At 40.5% G+C, this 18,182-nt stretch carries 16 protein-coding genes; 11 read left to right on the top strand and 5 right to left on the bottom strand.

Annotated features, from left to right (window positions below; genetic code table 11):
- The first annotated feature begins 138 nt into the window (after nt 1-138).
- The gene (locus H6G75_RS27965) at nt 139-1,002 is read left to right on the top strand and encodes an STM4011 family radical SAM protein (RefSeq protein WP_190983166.1); all 864 of its coding nucleotides are present in this window, start codon (nt 139-141) and stop codon (nt 1,000-1,002) included.
- Nucleotides 1,003-1,229: 227 nt separating this feature from the next.
- Here H6G75_RS27965 and H6G75_RS27970 read toward each other — a convergent pair whose 3' ends face one another.
- Nucleotides 1,230-1,733, bottom strand: coding sequence for a DUF2808 domain-containing protein (locus tag H6G75_RS27970; protein WP_190983167.1), 504 nt, complete (start codon nt 1,731-1,733; stop codon nt 1,230-1,232).
- Between the two features lie 473 nt (nt 1,734-2,206).
- On the opposite strand from H6G75_RS27970, the gene H6G75_RS27975 reads away from it, so the two are divergent.
- From H6G75_RS27975 to msrA, 3 genes are all read left to right on the top strand, one after another.
- The gene (locus H6G75_RS27975) at nt 2,207-3,376 is read left to right on the top strand and encodes a cell wall metabolism sensor histidine kinase WalK (RefSeq protein ID WP_199338055.1); all 1,170 of its coding nucleotides are present in this window, start codon (nt 2,207-2,209) and stop codon (nt 3,374-3,376) included.
- 153 nt (nt 3,377-3,529) lie between these two features.
- Nucleotides 3,530-4,003 carry an N-acetyltransferase gene (locus tag H6G75_RS27980; RefSeq protein ID WP_190983168.1) on the top strand — a complete coding sequence of 158 codons (474 nt, stop codon included), beginning with the start codon at nt 3,530-3,532 and terminating at the stop codon, nt 4,001-4,003.
- A gap of 2 nt (nt 4,004-4,005) precedes the next feature.
- The gene (msrA, locus tag H6G75_RS27985; RefSeq protein ID WP_190983169.1) at nt 4,006-4,683 is read left to right on the top strand and encodes a peptide-methionine (S)-S-oxide reductase MsrA; all 678 of its coding nucleotides are present in this window, start codon (nt 4,006-4,008) and stop codon (nt 4,681-4,683) included.
- Nucleotides 4,684-4,778: 95 nt separating this feature from the next.
- Here msrA and H6G75_RS27990 read toward each other — a convergent pair whose 3' ends face one another.
- Nucleotides 4,779-5,948, bottom strand: coding sequence for a serine/threonine-protein kinase (locus H6G75_RS27990; protein WP_190983170.1), 1,170 nt, complete (start codon nt 5,946-5,948; stop codon nt 4,779-4,781).
- A 297-nt stretch (nt 5,949-6,245) separates the two neighbouring features.
- On the opposite strand from H6G75_RS27990, the gene H6G75_RS27995 reads away from it, so the two are divergent.
- The 5 genes from H6G75_RS27995 to folE all read left to right on the top strand — a co-directional run bounded on the left by H6G75_RS27995 (nt 6,246) and on the right by folE (nt 12,281).
- Complete coding sequence (locus tag H6G75_RS27995) at nt 6,246-7,787, top strand: FAD-dependent oxidoreductase (RefSeq protein WP_190983171.1); 1,542 nt, start codon at nt 6,246-6,248, stop codon at nt 7,785-7,787.
- 235 nt (nt 7,788-8,022) lie between these two features.
- Nucleotides 8,023-9,033 carry a porphobilinogen synthase gene (gene hemB, locus H6G75_RS28000; protein WP_190983172.1) on the top strand — a complete coding sequence of 337 codons (1,011 nt, stop codon included), beginning with the start codon at nt 8,023-8,025 and terminating at the stop codon, nt 9,031-9,033.
- Nucleotides 9,026-10,258, top strand: coding sequence for an NAD(P)-binding domain-containing protein (locus tag H6G75_RS28005; protein ID WP_190983173.1), 1,233 nt, complete (start codon nt 9,026-9,028; stop codon nt 10,256-10,258). Before hemB ends, H6G75_RS28005 begins: the two co-directional genes overlap by 8 nt.
- 123 nt (nt 10,259-10,381) lie before the next feature.
- Nucleotides 10,382-11,398 carry a GTP-binding protein gene (locus tag H6G75_RS28010; protein WP_190983174.1) on the top strand — a complete coding sequence of 339 codons (1,017 nt, stop codon included), beginning with the start codon at nt 10,382-10,384 and terminating at the stop codon, nt 11,396-11,398.
- A gap of 229 nt (nt 11,399-11,627) precedes the next feature.
- Complete coding sequence (folE, locus tag H6G75_RS28015; protein WP_190971085.1) at nt 11,628-12,281, top strand: GTP cyclohydrolase I FolE; 654 nt, start codon at nt 11,628-11,630, stop codon at nt 12,279-12,281.
- An 85-nt stretch (nt 12,282-12,366) separates the two neighbouring features.
- Here folE and H6G75_RS28020 read toward each other — a convergent pair whose 3' ends face one another.
- Together H6G75_RS28020 and H6G75_RS28025 are read right to left on the bottom strand one after the other, a co-directional pair.
- On the bottom strand, nt 12,367-13,317 hold the full coding sequence (locus H6G75_RS28020; RefSeq protein ID WP_190983175.1) for a class I SAM-dependent methyltransferase: 951 nt from the start codon (nt 13,315-13,317) through the stop codon (nt 12,367-12,369).
- A gap of 226 nt (nt 13,318-13,543) precedes the next feature.
- Nucleotides 13,544-13,897, bottom strand: a complete 354-nt coding sequence (locus tag H6G75_RS28025; RefSeq protein WP_190983176.1) for a hypothetical protein — start codon at nt 13,895-13,897, stop codon at nt 13,544-13,546.
- A 598-nt stretch (nt 13,898-14,495) separates the two neighbouring features.
- Between H6G75_RS28025 and H6G75_RS28030 the strand changes: the two genes are divergently transcribed.
- Nucleotides 14,496-15,128, top strand: coding sequence for a hypothetical protein (locus H6G75_RS28030; RefSeq protein ID WP_190983177.1), 633 nt, complete (start codon nt 14,496-14,498; stop codon nt 15,126-15,128).
- Between the two features lie 271 nt (nt 15,129-15,399).
- Here H6G75_RS28030 and H6G75_RS28035 read toward each other — a convergent pair whose 3' ends face one another.
- The gene (locus H6G75_RS28035; RefSeq protein WP_096582981.1) at nt 15,400-16,110 is read right to left on the bottom strand and encodes a mobilization protein; all 711 of its coding nucleotides are present in this window, start codon (nt 16,108-16,110) and stop codon (nt 15,400-15,402) included.
- 643 nt (nt 16,111-16,753) lie between these two features.
- Here H6G75_RS28035 and H6G75_RS28040 point away from each other — a divergent pair.
- Nucleotides 16,754-18,121, top strand: a complete 1,368-nt coding sequence (locus H6G75_RS28040; protein ID WP_190983178.1) for an NAD-dependent succinate-semialdehyde dehydrogenase — start codon at nt 16,754-16,756, stop codon at nt 18,119-18,121.
- Nucleotides 18,122-18,182: the final 61 nt, after the last annotated feature.

Consider the following 18,182-nt stretch of genomic DNA (forward strand, 5'->3'; position numbering starts at 1 on the left):
ACAATTATGGAGATTAATTGCTAATGAATAAATATAAATAATTATTAAAAACAACTTAATTTATAATAGGCGATCGCTACTGCACAGTAGCCGAATAATTTAAAAAATCAAAATGGGTATTTTTATCTTTCAACTAATATGCACCTCACTATTCTTTATCGCGGCTCTTTAATCAGTTGCAACTACGGTTGTGAATATTGCCCCTTTGCTAAACGCCAACAAACAGCCGCAGAATTAGCAATTGATAAACAATCTTTAGAAAAGTTTGTCAATTGGATTTCCCAACATCCCCAACATCAATTTTCAATTCTGTTTACTCCTTGGGGAGAAGCTTTAATCCATTCTTGGTATCAGCAAGCCTTGGTAAAATTAACTCATTTACCCAACGTTAATAAAGCTGCAATTCAAACTAATCTCTCTTGTCAGCTAGATTGGGTAGAGGAATGTAATCTAGATAAATTGGCACTTTGGGCTACTTTTCACTCAGAATGGGTATCACGCGATCGCTTTTTATCCAAATGCCTTCAGTTAAACCACAAAAATGTTAAATTTAGCGTCGGAGTTGTAGGCTTTCCTAAGTTTAAATCAGAAATCGCCGCTTTACGTCAAGAATTACCAAGCCACGTTTATCTGTGGATTAATGCTGTCAAAGCTGAACTCCCCAATTTATCACCAACAGACAGAGAGTTTTTCCAATCTATCGACCCATTATATGAATTAAATACCAAACATTATCCTAGCTTTGGTCATTCTTGTCGGGCTGGAAAATCAGTAATTTCTGTTGATGGCGATGGGACAATACGCCGTTGTCATTTTATTAAATCACCAATTGGCAATATTTATGATTCTGATTGGGAAACAGCTTTATCTGACCAACCTTGTACCAACCAAACTTGTCATTGTCACATTGGTTATGTCCATCTTGATTACTTAAATATGAATCAAGTTTTTGGTTCTGGACTTTTAGAAAGGATTCCCGATGATTGGGCTATCCACAAATAATATAGCAGTCCTAGTTGATATGTGAACAACAAAGACAAGGGAGACAAGGGGGACAAGGTAGAACAGGGACAGAGATGTTTATAAATCGTTTAGGATTGCTATAAGACAGTTGGTGCAAGATTTAGCGATCGCACTAATTTTTCCTGCACCTCTGCACTTTAAAATACACGATATCACTAATTGACACACTCCCCGCCCTAAAAGTGCGGAGATTCTAGGTTTAAGCATCAATTGGCATTTTTATAAGGCAGGTCAATTCTCGCTGTACCTACTGGAATTTCCCCTTGTAAACCAGTTCGTTTCGCTGTGACTCCATAGAGTAATATTCTCCCATCTAAAATTTTTGTTTGTACACCTGTTAACTGCACTTCTACAGACTTACCAGCAGCTATTGGTTTATCAAAAGTAATTGACAAACGCTCTTTGGTGATTTCTGTTTTTGCTGCAATTTCTTTACCCGAATCATCTACCACTCGAACATTAGTAAAACGTTCCATTTGGTTGGGTAGAGAAATCATTAAGTCTTGTACAGACATCCCCAGTACAGCAACTTTAATGAAATGTGTATCATTTCTCACTCCAGAGTTGGTAATACTCGGAACATTAACTGTATACGCAACTTGAGACGATGATACAGAATCTAGCTGTTGAGATTTAGTTGGTGTAGCTATAGCCGTAGAGGCTGTAGTGAGTATTAAAGCAGACAAGCTACCAAATATTAAAGCTTTCATAATCAAACCTCACTTTGGGGTGAAACAATACGTTGGTGTTATGTAATTCATCTACATTAAATACATTAGGTTATCAACATGAAAAAACGCTGAGTAATAAATTAAATTTTATAAAGAGTTCGCTTTAATTTCCGCCCAAAAGATAATTAATTAAGTCCACAAAGCTTATACAGTAAGGGTTATACACACTATAGCCAATAACATTTACTGGCTACACACAGGTTTTAAACACACCTTAGCATAGGGTGTTTTAGAGATTAAATCCCTACTTGATAACGGGGGAATTCCAATGATTTATGTATTACTAATAAAAGAATGCCAAATATTTCTGAATAAGCTTTCAGCAAAAGCTTTAACTCTATTCAGGAAAAACTCATTTTTCTGGAGGAAACATCGATTAAATTTGAACTGTGGAAAGTGCAAGATGTAAATCTACCTTGTCTACCTTGTCTTTTTTGTTCACGTATCAAGATATGCCAATAAATTTTGCGGAAAGTGTTAAAAGAAAATTACCTCAATTGTTGATCGCAAAAATTGACCCGGATTCACTGCATTTCCGGTTGACTGTTGGCATTATCTTAATTGTGACATTTGGAATAATTAGCTTTACACTCTGGGCTGGTTGGGAAATTAGAGGATGTTTGATAATTGCTCATAATAATGCGGACAATTATCAACTGTTAACTGTTATGCAGAATTTGGGAATGATGAGTATTATTTCCCTGACTATGACCACAGTTTTGACTACTTTATTTATTAAGCGATCGCTCTTACCATTACAACAGATCAATCAATGGGCAGAAACCTGCACAACGGAACTCACTCCCCAGCAGTTAGGCTTAAATCAAACACCAAGCGAAATTCAAGAATTAGCCCAGACATGGATAGAATTTTTAACCAAAATTTCTGAAGCCAAAGAACAACAACGCCAGTTATTCAGTGATTTAGCCCATGAGTTACGCACACCGTTGAGTGTGGTTTATGGATATCTGCAAAGAAGTCTCCAACGTAGCCATAATTTAGCTGCTTCCCAAAAAGAAACTCTCGAAATGGCTGTTTCTGATGCAGCAAGAATGAATCATATCCTCCAAGACTTACTAGACTTAGCACGAGCAGATAACAGTGCAATTCCCTGTCCTCACTACACTGAACCACTCTTACTCAATGATGTAGTTGTAGCCGTCGCCGAGATAACAGAAAAATTTCATCATCGGGAAATTCAGCTAGAAATCGCTCCCTTTCCAGTCCAAGTCAAAGCCGAACGCCAACAGCTAATGCAAATATTAAACCATTTGATTACTAATGCTGTGAAATATTCCGCTAATGGTGAACCAATTATGTTACAACTCACTCAAATTGATGGTTGGGCCATGATTCAAGTCAGCGACAAAGGATGTGGTATTCCTTTATTAGAACAGTCCCGCATTTTTGAACCATTTTATCGCCTAGATTCTTCTCGCACCCGTGCTACAGGCGGGACTGGTATGGGTTTATGTATCGTCAAACGCCTTGTAGAGTGCATTGGCGGTACAATTGAACTCCGCTCGGAACTTGGGAATGGTAGTAGTTTTATTTTGAAATTACCTGCTTTAGAAGTAAAAGGAGGAAAACCAGAAAATCTCATTCCCTACCTGCACGAGTAATATCGTGTCTGGTAAAAGACTATCATAAAGACCGCAGGGGGCAGGGGGCAGGGAGCAGGGGGAGAAAGAGTTTTGTCTTTCTGCACAGATGTGTTGAATCATCACTGATTTGCCGGACATGATGTAAGTTCAGAAATCAAATTTGATTGCTATATGAACATTAACTTTAAACCAGGAGCAAATAATGATATTGAAACACTTTTAGTTTTAATCCAAGAGTTTTATCAACTCGATGGTTATCTCTCCTTTAATACAGTTGTTGTGCATCATGCGTTGATTCAACTGCTGAATGAAGAGTCTATAGGCCGCATCTGGTTAATTCAACACCAAAATCAAGCAATTGGTTATGTCATTCTCTCATTTGGCTATAGTTTGGAATACGGAGGACGGGATGCTTTTATTGATGAAATATATATTAATTCAGCTTATCAAGGTCAAGGCCTCGGCAAACAAACAATTAAGTTTTTAGAGGAGGTATGTATTTCGCTAAATATTCAAGCATTACATTTAGAGGTTGAAAAAGAAAATACATCTGCCCAAAATTTTTATCATCGAGTGGGATTTAAAGATAGCGATCGCTATCTCATGAGCAAAAAACTAAATCAATCATCGAAGGAATCTATATAATTATGTCAAATAGCGACTTAAAACTTTCTCGCAACCTCATACGCAACTTATCCATCATCACTTTGAGTTTCATACTCTTGTATGGTGCATCGCGGATATTATTTCCCACTCCCGCCAGCGATATTTCCACCACTACACCCCAAACCAAGCAAGTAGCCGTTTTTGGTGGTGGCTGCTTTTGGGGGATGGAAGCAGTATTTGAGCATCTCAATGGTGTGTCTGATGTGGTTTCTGGCTTTTCTGGCGGTGATGCAATGACAGCAGACTACTCACTTGTGAGTTCTGGCATTACTAATCACGCAGAATCAGTAAAAATCACTTATGATCCCTCCAAAATTTCCTACGAACAGTTATTAAAAGTTTACTTTTTAGTCGCCCATGACCCAACACAGTTAAATCGCCAAGGGCCAGATTCTGGTAGACAATATCGTTCAGTAATATTTTTTGCTAACGATGAGCAGAAACAAGAAGCACAAAAATATATTACTCAACTTAATCAACAGAAAATCTTTGATCAGAAAATTGTCACCGAAATCAGTCAATTAAAAGGTTTTTATCAAGCAGAAGAATACCATCAAAACTATATTGCACGTCATCCTGATAGTCGCTATGTTGTAGTTAACGACTTACCAAAATTGGCTAAACTTCAAACTACTTTTCCTGAAATTTATACTAAATAGGATTTGCTGAAAAATTGATCTGTGCGGGTGTTCAGATCCCCGACTTTTTCAAAAAGTCGGGGATCTATAACCTCTCTACAACAACTCCTACAGCCTTAAAATATTGACTTCAAAGCGAGAAATGCAGTAATCCACAAAATTACACTTATGGGTGCGCCAACGAGGATTCCCGCGATCGCCCAACCGCGTTGATGTTCTTTAAAATGTTCAATACTGCGCCATTGTCTACTTCTCCAAGCCCATTCATTGCCTTTTGCCCCCATTGCGATCGCCATAAACCAACCGATCTGCGGTACAAAACAAAATAAGCCACACCATACCTGATTAGTCCATAACCATAACCAAGGTAATAAAAAAGCCCCCCAATTCCATCCCAAAATCTCTTCTGGTACTGGTTCTGTAGAATTAATCCCACAACCAGAATTATTAATTATATTTTTGCTGACAGGTTTGACAGCCAAATTAGATTTTAAAGCCTCAATTGCTTGGCGGGCATTGCTAAAGCGGTTTTCCGGCGCAGGTTCAGTCATCTTTTGTAACCAGCGCATAAAACTAGAACTCACGTTAACTTTATCAGCAAATTGCAACCGCAAATCTTGTTGCGGTAAATCACCGGGGGGAATACCCGTTAATAAATGAATTAACGATGCGCCCAAAGCATACAAATCAGATGCAGGAACAGCCCTACCACCAAATTGTTCCATCGGCGCATAACCATAAGTCCCAACCACCGTAAAAGTCACGCCTTCTTTAGCAGCTTTATCTTGGACTGCACCAAAATCTACCAAATATACCTGATTATCTTCACCCCAAATTAAATTACTGGGCTTGATATCCCGATGCAACACACCAGGATTCAACTCATGCAGATATATCAGAATTTTTAAAACCTCAGTCGCAATTTTCCGGGCGTGCTTTTCTGTGCAGCGTTTACCAACTGTCAGTTTTTCTTTGAGTGACTCCCCAGGAATATATTCTTGGACTAAGCCAAACCACAATGTGCGGTCATCAACACAAAAGTAATCAATGTATTGCGGAATGCGCGGATGTTTGAGTTGTTTGAGAATTTGGGCTTCTCGCTCAAACAACTTCAAGTCATCCCACTGCACAGTTCCGCCGAACGCCAAAAGTTTGACCACAACTAATGATTCTTCTCCATCAGCAGCTTGTAAATCTTTGGCAAGCCAAGTTTGGCGAATGCCATTATTACCGAGTTGCTGTTGGATTTGATAACGGTGGTGTATTATCTGTTCTATTTGCAGCATCAAACACCTGCTGGCAATTTACGCTAAGGTGATTCCCCTACTATTCCAGGATAGACATTACACAGAGAATTTGGGGGCAGATGTTTACCAAAAACCCGCAGTAAGACGAAAAATCAAGGTTTTAGGAAGGGTGTCAGGGTGTAGGGGTATAGGGTGTACTTATTCAAAACCCTTATACCCTATACCCTTTCACCCCCACACCCAGTCTCGACAAACAATCTTGTGCGTAAGTCTGTTTCGATTCATAAACTTCAGTACTAAGCTAATAAAAGTTTGGGTGTTGTTGCGAGAAAAGTTGTGAAACAAACAGATGTTGTCGTTATCGGTAGCGGTATTGGTGGTTTAAGTTGTGCGGCGATGTTGGCTAGGTATGGCTTTGATGTGATTGTCTGCGAAAGTCATACCATTGCTGGTGGTGCAGCCCACGCTTTTGAACGTCAAGGATATAAATTTGACTCCGGGCCATCTCTGTATTCGGGATTATCTTACAGCCCTTCACCCAACCCGTTGCGGCAAGTACTAGACGCTATTGGTTCACAACTGCCGTGCGTCAATTACGATACTTGGGGTTGCTGTTTACCAGAAGGTGATTTTGACACATCGGTAGGGGCAGAACAATTTTGTGATGTGTTAGCCAAACTACGGGGAGAAGATGCTGTCATTCAATGGCGAAAGTTACAACAGGTAATGGCACCTTTAGCCCAGGCTGCGATCGCACTGCCGCCGGCTGCGTTACGTTTGGATATAGGCGCAGCTGTCACTATCAGCCGTTTTGCGCCTACTTTAGCCCGTCACGCCGCCAATGTCCTCAAATTAACTGGATCTTTCTCTCGCATCATGGATGGTGTTGTCAGTGACCCATTTATCCGTAACTGGCTGAATATGCTGTGTTTCCTCCTTTCTGGGCTACCAGCTTCAGGAACTAACGCCGCAGAGGTAGCGTTTATGTTTGCTGACTGGTATCGCCCAGGAGTCCAGCTAGATTATCCAGTTGGCGGGAGTGGCACTTTAGTAAATGCTTTGGTGCAGGGGTTGGAAAAACACGGCGGTGAGTTACAGCTAGGGGCGCATATTGAACAAGTATTAGTCAAAGATAACCGGGCTATTGGTGTGCGTTTGCGTAACGGTGAAGAAATTCGGGCGCGGCGGGCTGTAGTTTCTAATGCCTCGGTTTGGGACACACTGAAGTTAGTACCGCCAGAAGCCTTGCCAGACAAGTTTCGCCGCCAAAGGCAAGCAACACCAGAGTGTGATAGTTTTATGCACCTCCACTTAGGGATTGATGCCCAAGGTTTGCCAGCTAATTTAGCCTGTCACCACATCATCGTGAATGATTGGGAAAAGGGCATCACTGCACCGCAAAATCTGGTTTTAGTATCGATTCCCTCAGTTATTGACCCGTCTCTTGCGCCTCCAGGTAAGCATGTAATTCACGTTTATACCCCAGGGAATGAACCTTATCGCCTTTGGGAAGGGATGGACAGGAAAAGTTCAGAGTATGAACAACAAAAGCGATCGCGCTCTCAAATTATGTGGCAAGCTCTAGAACGTATCATTCCCGATATTCACTCTCGTTGCGAAATCACATTGGTTGGTACACCCCTCACCCACGAACGCTTTTTACGCCGTCACCGTGGTTCCTATGGCCCAGCTATTTCCGCCGATGTTGGTTTATTCCCCAGTTCCCTGACACCCCTATCAGGCTTGATGTGTTGTGGTGACTCAACATTCCCCGGTATCGGTTTGCCAGCCGTCGCCGCCAGTGGCATGATAGTCGCCAATACCCTCGCCCCCGTCAGCCAGCATTTAGCAATGCTCAAGGATATTGGTTGTATTTAATTTACGTAGTGAGACGAGAAATCAAGGGTTTAGGAGAGGGCGAAGGGGCAAAATTAAGTCAAAAGTTAAAAGTCAAAAATTCTCTGACTTTTGAACTTTGACTTCACCGTAAGAGTATAGGTGCTTCAAAACCCATACACCCTCACACCCTTTCACCCTTTCTCAACAGATTACCTTTGTGCGTAAGTCTTATATATTTATAATAATGATTATCATTTTAATTTAATTTCAGCCTATGTCCGTCAAACCATTAAACCTCCTGCAACGTCCCCGGCGGTTGCGTCGGACTGAAAAGTTGCGCCAGATGGTGAGGGAAACAACTCTGAGTGTGGATGACTTGATTTATCCGATGTTTGTGATGGAAGGCGAAGGGCAGAAAGTAGAAATTGCTTCTATGCCAGGATGTTATCGATACTCTCTGGATTTATTACTCAAAGAAATCGCCGAAGTATCTAGTTTGGGCATAAATGCGATCGCACTTTTCCCCGTCATCCCCGAACATAAAAAAGACGACACAGGTACAGAAAGCTACAACCCAGAAGGATTAGTACAACAAACAGTCAAAGCCATTAAACAAGTTGTCCCCGATATTGTTGTCATCACCGATGTCGCCCTTGACCCCTTCACTACACATGGTCATGATGGCTTAGTTGATGAACGAGGCACAATTTTAAATGACCCCACGGTAAAAGTGTTAGTGAAAATGGCACTTTCCCAAGCCGCCGCCGGAGCAGATTTTGTTGCGCCTTCTGACATGATGGATGGAAGAATTGGGGCAATTCGTCAGGCTTTAGATGCAGACGGTTACATCAATGTCGGGATTTTGGCATACTCCGCTAAATACGCCTCAGCCTACTATGGCCCCTTTCGAGATGCGTTAGATTCTGCCCCGAAATTTGGTGATAAAAAGACCTATCAAATGGATGCAGCCAACGCTAGAGAAGCTATCAAAGAAGTAGAACTAGACATTGCCGAAGGTGCAGATATTGTCATGGTTAAACCTGCCCTCGCCTATCTAGATATTATTCAACAAATTCGCATAGCCACCCAATTACCAGTAGCAGCCTACAACGTCAGTGGCGAGTACGCCATGATTAAAGCCGCCGCTCAAATGGGTTGGATAGATGAAAAAAAAGTAATTTTAGAAAGTTTGACGAGTATGAAACGTGCTGGTGCAGATTTAATTTTGACCTACTTCGCCAAAGACGTAGCGTTGATCAAGAAGTGTGAAGTGTCCCATGACTAACAACATTGACTTGGCTATTGTTGGTGCAGGGCCTCATGCTCTCACCTTAACTACTCATCTATTGCAAAAACGGCAGTCAATTAGGGGTAAGTTTTCGGTATTTGACCCTAGTGGGATGTGGTTGAGTGGTTGGAAGCAGCAATTTACCGCTTTAGAAATTCCCCATTTGCGTTCTCCCGCCGTCCATCATCCCGACCCCAACCCGTTTGCTTTACGCAAATTTGCGGAATCTCGTCCTCAAGAATTATTTCCGCCCTACGATTTACCAGGGACAAAGTTATTTGAGGATTTTTGCCAAGATGTGATTCGAGCTTGGCAGTTGCAAGAGCAAGTAATTCCTTTAGCAGTCAAGGGTATTACACCTTTCGTTGAGCATTTACGCCCCAAATTTCGCCTTGATTTGCAAGATGGACAAGAGGTAATTGCTCGGCGGGTTGTATTGGCTACTGGTGGTTTTCAAATTCAATTACCAAATTGGGTTAAGGAAATCCCCACAACTTACCCACCAGACAAACTTTGCCACTCACAAAATATTGACTTACGCAAATCACACTTGACTGGTAAGAAAGTATTGATTGTCGGTGGTGGTTTGACAAGTGGACATTTGGCTATCGGCGCAATTTCTCGCGGTGCAAAGGTGCATTTGCTGATTCGGCGAAATTTAGCAGAGAAGTTGTTTGATGCGGAATCCGGATGGTTGGGGCCGAAGTATCTCAAAGATTTTTTTGCTCAATCAAATTGGGAAAAACGCTGGACAATGATTCAGCAAGCCAGAAATGGTGGTTCTATGACACCAGCGATCGCAACTCAACTACGGCGACAAGTGCGGACTGGTAACATCAGAATTGACGAACAATGTCAAGTTATCAAGGCTGAATGGTTGGACGAAAATTGGCGCGTCGAATGTAGTGATAATAGCCAGCATAAATTTGATTACATTTGGCTTTCCACTGGGACTAAATTTGATGTCACCACTGAACCCCTATTAACAGATATCCTCGCAGCTTATCCAATCCCCGTCATCAAAGGTTTGCCAGTGTTAGATACTAGTCTGCGTTGGCCTGGCTGTGAATTATTTATTATGGGTGGTCTCGCCGCTTTACAAATAGGCCCAACAGCCAGAAATTTATCAGGTGCAAGAATGGCTTGTGAAAAAATTGTTCCAGCCATTGTCAAACCAAGTGTCTCCTTTTCTCCCAGCCTGAGTACAGCCAAAGCCAGTTAAAGCAATGCAGTTAAGCCTTGGCAAGTTAGACAGCTTTTGAGTTAACATGATAACGATTATCATTATGACTTAATTAAGTCATTTTTTGACCTCAGTAGCAACTCGTTTTTAACACTGACGATTATGACCCAACTAACAGCACCAAATACTAATCCTAGTTTTGATATTCCCAAACAAGGAATGCCCGTAACAATTATTACTGGATTTTTGGGCAGTGGTAAAACTACACTACTCAATCAAATTCTCAAAAATAAACATGATTTAAAAGTTGCCGTTTTAGTTAATGAATTTGGCGATATTAATATCGATAGCCAACTATTAGTTTCTTTAGACCAAGATATGGTCGAGTTAAGTAATGGTTGTATATGCTGCACTATCAATGATGGTTTAGTTGATGCTGTTTATCGTGTGTTAGAAAGAGAAGACCGCATCGATTATCTAGTAATTGAGACGACTGGTGTGGCTGACCCATTACCAATTATCTTAACTTTTTTGGGAACAGAACTCAGAGATTTAACTAACCTTGATTCCATTATCACAGTCGTAGATGCCGAGGCTTTTAATCCGCAACACTTTGATAGTGAAGCAGCTTTAAAACAAATTACTTATGGTGATATGATTCTCTTGAATAAAACTGACCTAGCGACTACTGAAAAAATTCGAGAGGTAGAAGGATTTATTCATGATGTCAAAGATGGTGCGAGAATTATACACAGTAAATATGGTGAGGTTCCACTACCATTGATTTTAGGTGTTGGTTTAACACCTAAACATGAGTATATTGATGATGATCATGAACATGAACACCATGAACATCACCATCATCATCATCACGGACATCACTCTCATCATCTAGAAAATGATGGATTTATCTCTATTGCTTTTGAGAGCGATCGCCCTTTTGATGTCAATAAATTTGAAAACTTTCTCACAGAAGAAATGCCAGAAAACGTATTTCGTGCTAAAGGCATTTTGTGGTTTAGCGATAGTGAGTTACGCCATGTTTTTCAACTCAGTGGGCCACGATACAACTTACACGCTGATGAATGGAGAAACACACCCAAAAATCAGCTAGTGTTTATCGGTAGAAAGTTGGATAGCAATCAAATTTATACACAACTTCACAAATGTTTGCTATAGTTAATATTGTTAAGTGATGTTCACAATTAGTTAATAGTCATATCTGGCTACGACACTTTTAACTAATTGTTGAAGAAGAATTCAGAAGTCAGAATACATCCATCAGAATCAATTAGTGGAAGATTCAGACCCGCTACTAATCGTACAGAATTCAATTCTGAATTCTGAATCCTGACTCCTGACTCCTGAATTCTATTTTGGTAAATTTATCCCAATTAAACCAATAACAATGACTCTATCGATTCGTCCCGATACTAATTCTGCTGCTCAAGTAGTGTCATCTTTACCTACTCAGCAATTACCAACTGTTACAGAAGCAGAAATGGTGCAGGCTGTACGTACATTGCTAATTGGATTAGGAGAAAACCCCGACCGCGAAGGGTTAATAGATACCCCCAAGCGTGTTGTAAAAGCATTGAAATTTCTCACCAAAGGGTATCATGAATCTCTAGATGAACTGCTAAATGGAGCAGTTTTTACTGAAGATGCCAATGAAATGGTATTAATTCGGGATATTGATATTTTCAGTTCTTGCGAACATCACATTTTACCGATTATTGGTCGAGCGCATGTTGCCTACATTCCCAATGGTAAGGTGATTGGATTATCAAAAATTGCTCGTATTTGTGAAATGTATGCACGCCGTTTACAAGTCCAAGAACGTCTGACTTTACAAATTGCGGATGCGTTACAAGGTTTACTCAAACCGCGAGGGGTAGCAGTTGTAGTCGAAGCCACTCATATGTGTATGGTGATGCGTGGTGTACAAAAACCTGGTTCTTGGACTGTGACAAGTGCAATGCGCGGTGTGTTTGCGGATGATGCACGCACTCGTGAGGAGTTTATGAATTTAGTGCGACACAATGTTAATTTTCATTCCTAAGTTTCATTTGTAGTAGACGTTTAGTGGTGATGTAGAGACAGAAAATTTTTGTCTCTACATTTTTTATCGAATCAGCACTCAGCAATTATGCAGGCTTTTTCCCGATAATTGTCCGGTGACGGGGGTCACTGGCGACTTCAATTGTGGGTGAAAATCCTGCTTCCTCTAAGGCTGCTGGAATGTCGAAACCGTAATAATCATCACTCCACGGTTCCGTACTTTTCATTAAAGTATACAGAGCAGGAGGGAGATTTTGAATGACAGGCGATCGCGGGTTATTATCTACCAAGGCAATATAACCACCGGGTCTGAGTAGTCGTTTAGCTTCCGCGAAAATTTCTTTGCTGGCGTAGCTTGGCAATTCATGACAGACAAATTGGAGTGTCACCAAATCAAAGGAATTATCTGGTAAGCCTGTATTTTCGGCTTTAGCATGAACCCATTGGGAAATTTCATTATTCACATCCCTCGCCTTAGCCACAGCCAGCATATAGGGTGACAAATCTAAACCCACAGTCCGAATTGGCTGCTCTTGTTTCTGTTGATAGTATCGATGCAGCGCCATCGTCGATAAACCTATCGAGCAGCCAATGTCCAAAATTTCCCTCACCTCCAAAGGGCCGTAAGCTGCCAAAACATCATGAAAAGTTCCTCTGAGTCTGGCGTGAGCCGCTTCCCAAGTCAGGTTTTCTTGCGGCCAAACACGCAAAGACATAGCATAGGTAGCTGACTCCGCTTCAAAAGCCGCTTCCCAACAAAGATTACCCTCAGCGTAAGCATGGAATGGTACTTTGTAATATTCTGGATACACAATTTCTGGGTTAGTAACTGCCCCTAGCAGTTGTTTTGTCATCAGCCCTTGTAAAGCTTCAGAGTTTTTGCGCCAGGGAATCCCATTTTTTTCTGCTGTTGTGATTAATACTTGCCGAGCTTGGTATTTCATCACATTGTAAATAGGTTTGGTCTGGATTAGCAGATTAACGAACTTGGAGAGTATGCTTTCACCAGCCCAATCAGGTTTGACTTTATTTTTCATCACTTTGAGGAAATGAAGCGATAATTGCCTATACCTATTTTAAGTTTGATTGCTGCTTTCAAAAGCATCGTTTTTTCTATTCTTGCGTTTAACTTCCCCAATTTAAGACTCTTGTATCATTTAACCTCATTCGGTAGGGTGCGTTACGGCTAATTCTCACCTTCCTAAGTTCCGAAATCCTTACATAGCCTTAACACACCCTACTTAATATTTACCTTGAGATTAGCTAATAACCATTTTTATCTAAGAGCGTTTCAAATTCTGCTTGCAAAGCCCTAATATCTGCAAGTCTGGCTACAACTAAATTATTTTGTCCTGCGTCACTTAAACGTGCTTTCCAATATTGAATACTCTCAGAATGATTTACCCAAAACTTAACTACTGTGTCTACTACTTGGTCTAAATCCCAGCCCCATTTTGCGGGTACAGGTTCGACTGTTGCGATAAACGCATCAAGTGTACAGATGTGTGTGCCTAAGTATTCCACACCTGCATACTGTGGTTTTTCTATACTCTGTTGTTGATGGTTGAAAAACTGCAAAACGGGCGATACACCGACAATATCGAAAGTATATTTCATTGAGTTCATCCCAATAATTTACTACTTACAAGGAGATTTATCTGGTGAGAATTATGCTTGAAAAGCGTCTAATATCATCTCTATAAAAAGAGGATTTTTAGCTTATATCTGAGGAGGTAAACTTCCTTATTTATTAGCACTCTAAGGTAGAGAGTGCTAATTTTGAGCCTATTTAATTGCTGTATTACTAAAGAGTTTCCGGCATATTTTTCTAAAAGTAATCTAGTTTTAATATTTTTTTAATTTTCGGATTTAAAACTTGTATTTTGTCAATCACTTGCTGGTAAGCTGCTGTATCTAGAGCATCAGAGGTCAATAAATGCAAAAACCGCAGCCAGATGATTAATCAGCTACGGTATGGTAGTTATGCTGTAGGTATTATTTCTGAGGGTGTGCTTAAATCACAGCATCTTTGACTTTACGTTTTTTAAGAAACTGGATATCAATAACCGCTCAAATAACAAGCAAAACCAATAAGCAATGATGAGTAAGTGCGATTGCTCCCAGTCAAGGGATAATTACAATGACCTAGATAAGTGAGTGCGATCGCCCCAAATCCAGCGATAATTACAATGCCCTCAAAGTAACTAAATCAGCAATGATGAGTAAGTGCGATCGCCCCAAATCCAGTGATAATGACAATGCCTTAAAAGTCAGCAAATCAGCAATGATGAGTGTGATCGCTCCAAGTTCAGCTAAAGTGATAAAGATAATGTCAATAGAACTAAACGTTAAAGTAAACAATCCAGTACTTCTGAAGACACTTATTGAAAAAAGTTATTCTTTATTGGCTGAAATTGATTTAGTAGAGCAACCTAAATTCAAAGTATTATGCTGTAATCAAAGTATGTCAGATAGTTATTTAGATAAATTAGCTCTAGATCATCAACCGTTTGAAGTAACGATAGAAATAGCAGAAGCAAAAGTGTTTATTAATATTTTTAGTGCAGGTAATTCTCAATTTCTAGATAAAGAAGGAGGATTTTGGGTATATTTTGAAGCAGGAGGTGAAATGTTAACGCAGTCGGTATTTATGATGACTATATTAGCAATAGCCTATGCTAGTTTAACAGACGAAAAAATTGTGGATGAAGCTTCTCTTTTGACTAAAGAAAGATATTTATTGCCTAATGATTATCAAAAAATAATACATATTTCAGACAAATTAAACAAAAAGACTTTTCAAGATTATTCTCTACAATTTTGTCATGAGAGAGGAATACTGATTTGAAATATTAATGTATCAATTTGTAATTTCCTCAACTTGGTACAAACATTTATAATTTCTAACTTACTTTCGTATGAAAGCGAAAAATCAATGATTTGGGCGAGGGTGAAAGGGTGTATGTATCTAAAGTAATTACACTGTTCGGCTGATGCTCATGGCGAAGCCCTACACCCCTTCACCCAGTCTCAACAGAAAATCTTTGTGCGTAAGTCCTAATTAGGCTAAGGCCACAACACTAAAACTACTTGTGTTGTGGATAAATATCGACTCAATTTTAAGCCTGCTTTACTTCTTCATACCAAATGCCAACTTTTTCAAAAGCAGCGTAAGCCAGCTTGAGAAAATGTACGACTCGCTGTTTGCTCAAAATACCAAATTCTTTGTATTCTCTTGCTTCTGAGAAAGTCATCCGAGTTTGGTCAATGATGTTTCTTTCTTTGTATGCCAATTTCGGAAAGTCCACAACCTGAACGTTATGTTTCTGTACTAACTGTTGCATGTTCGGGTCAGAATCAACGTGTTCCCAGTCGTCACATAGTCCGCAATTTCTCACGAGGACATGGGGAACTTTATCACCATAGCTATTGATTGACTGGACAAATAAATTGAGGCTGTCATAGCCGCCTGTAGTGACAAACCACTTGCAAAAACTAACTCCTTCGGCGCTTCCCAGTTCGAGTAACTGGTTTTTATCAATCCAGTTTTTGACGGCGCGATGGCTTTGGGCGGCGAGATTGACAATTACAGGCTTAGACATTGCCATTTCAAAGATTCTATCGGCTTTGTCGGCTTGGCGTTCATCTTCGGTAAAAACGGCATACTGACACATACCTTTATAAACGCCAGCCACGTCAGGATTTGATCTATCCGTCTCTATGGGGACAAAGGGAATTTTCTTATCTAAGCAATATTGAATCATTGTCCGGGTGACTAGGGACTTTCCTACCCCACCTTTTTCACCATCTATTAAATGAATTGTTGGCATAATAGCTACCCCTAATACTGTTTGAAGTTATTTAAAATATCTGCTTGTGTTTTGGAAGCCTTTGGTGGCTTCTGCTGCAACTTTTATACCATCTGTTGAGAAATACTGCTGATTTTTCGTGAAATTAACGTTTATCTATAGGGTTTTTTTAGACTTTTTGCCTGTCATGTTACCGATAAGGGTCAAAATTTAAATAATCCTATCATCAAAGACTGACAAGGTTTCGATACAAACTTTTACATTTGGTGGGGGGAACAAGAGGCAAAAAAATACCAGACTCTACTTTTAGAGTTTTGCGAGTAGCACTTTAATATTTTCGGTGTTATCTTAAAATCCTGGCTTTATGTGAGGCTGTGCGCTTGATTATTTAGCGATCGCACCCACAAACATCATGTACTATATCTAGTAATTTTTGCCTAGTAATTGAGCAAAAAAATCTCATCCATAAATCATTGAATCTGTCCTGTATCTACCTAAAAATACAGTCAATTAGTGTATCTATTGTTATATATTTAATTGCGAAATTGTAATATTAAGCAACCAATTTTGAGCAAGAAGTCTACAATTTGGGTGGTAGCTTCTATAACTAATTTGTGTAAAAATAGGCGGCTACCTCAAGCTGTTTTTTAATGGGGGTCAGGTAATGGCTATCGCCACCATCAATCCCGCCACTGGGGAGACGCTCAAAACTTTTGAGCCACTCAACGATGTAGAAATTGCCGCTAAACTAAATTTGGCAAATCAGGCTTTTGAACAGTACCGTAAGACGAGTTTCCCACAGCGATCGCTTTGGTTGCAAAAAGCTGCGGAAATTTTAGACCAAGAAAAGGCAGACTTTGGCAAAATCATGACGCTGGAAATGGGTAAACCATACAAAGCAGCGATCGCTGAAGTTGAAAAATGCGCTGCTGTTTGCCGCTATTATGCGGAAAATGCTGCTGATTTTTTAGCGGATGTGACTGTGAAAACAGATGCTAGTCACAGCTTTGTCTGCTATCAACCATTGGGGGTAATTTTGGCAGTGATGCCGTGGAATTTTCCCTTTTGGCAAGTTTTTCGCTTTGCTGCACCTGCACTGATGGCAGGTAATGTTGGTTTACTAAAACATGCGTCGAATGTACCGCAATCAGCTTTAGCAATTGCCGATATTTTCCAACGGGCTGGTTTTCCTGAAGGTGTATTTCAAACTTTATTAATTGGTGCTGCAAAAGTAGCTGATTTAATTGCTGATGACCGAGTAAAAGCTGCTACCTTAACTGGAAGCGAACCTGCGGGTGCATCTTTAGCCGCCAACGCCGGCAAACACATTAAAAAAACTGTTTTGGAATTGGGGGGAAGTGACCCATTTATTGTTTTAGCCAGTGCGGATATAGCAGCCGCAGCCGCGACAGCCACCGCCGCCCGGATGTTAAATAATGGACAATCTTGTATTGCCGCGAAACGCTTTATTGTGGAAGAAGCGATCGCTGATCAATTCGAGAAGTTATTGTTAGATAAATTCCTGGCTTTAAAAGTCGGCGATCCTATGCAACCAGACACCGATTTAGGGCCACTCGCCACACCAGATATCCTCCAAGAGTTAGATCAGCAAGTACAAGTTGCCAAACAAAGCGGCGGTAAAGTCTTGACTGGTGGGCATCCTATATCAGAACGTCCAGGTAACTTTTATCCACCGACGATCATCTCAGATATTCCTGTTGACGCGCCAATTGCCCAGGAAGAATTTTTTGGCCCAGTCGCCTTGTTATTTCGAGTGCCAAATATTGATGCAGCGATTACACTGGCAAATGCTACACCCTTTGGTTTGGGTGCAAGTGCTTGGACAAACAACGACCAAGAACGTTCACGCTTAATTGCCGAAATTGAAGCTGGTGCAGTCTTTATCAATGGTTTAGTTAAATCTGACCCCCGCTTGCCCTTTGGCGGTATCAAACGTTCTGGCTATGGCCGAGAATTAAGCATTCAAGGCATACAAGAGTTTGTCAATGTTAAAACTGTTTGGGTGAAGTGATTAGTCCTTTGTCATTGGTCATTCGTCATTGGTATTAACACAAAGGACAAATGACCAATGA

It is taken from the genome of Nostoc sp. FACHB-280, from assembly GCF_014697615.1.
GTDB lineage: Bacteria > Cyanobacteriota > Cyanobacteriia > Cyanobacteriales > Nostocaceae > Nostoc_B.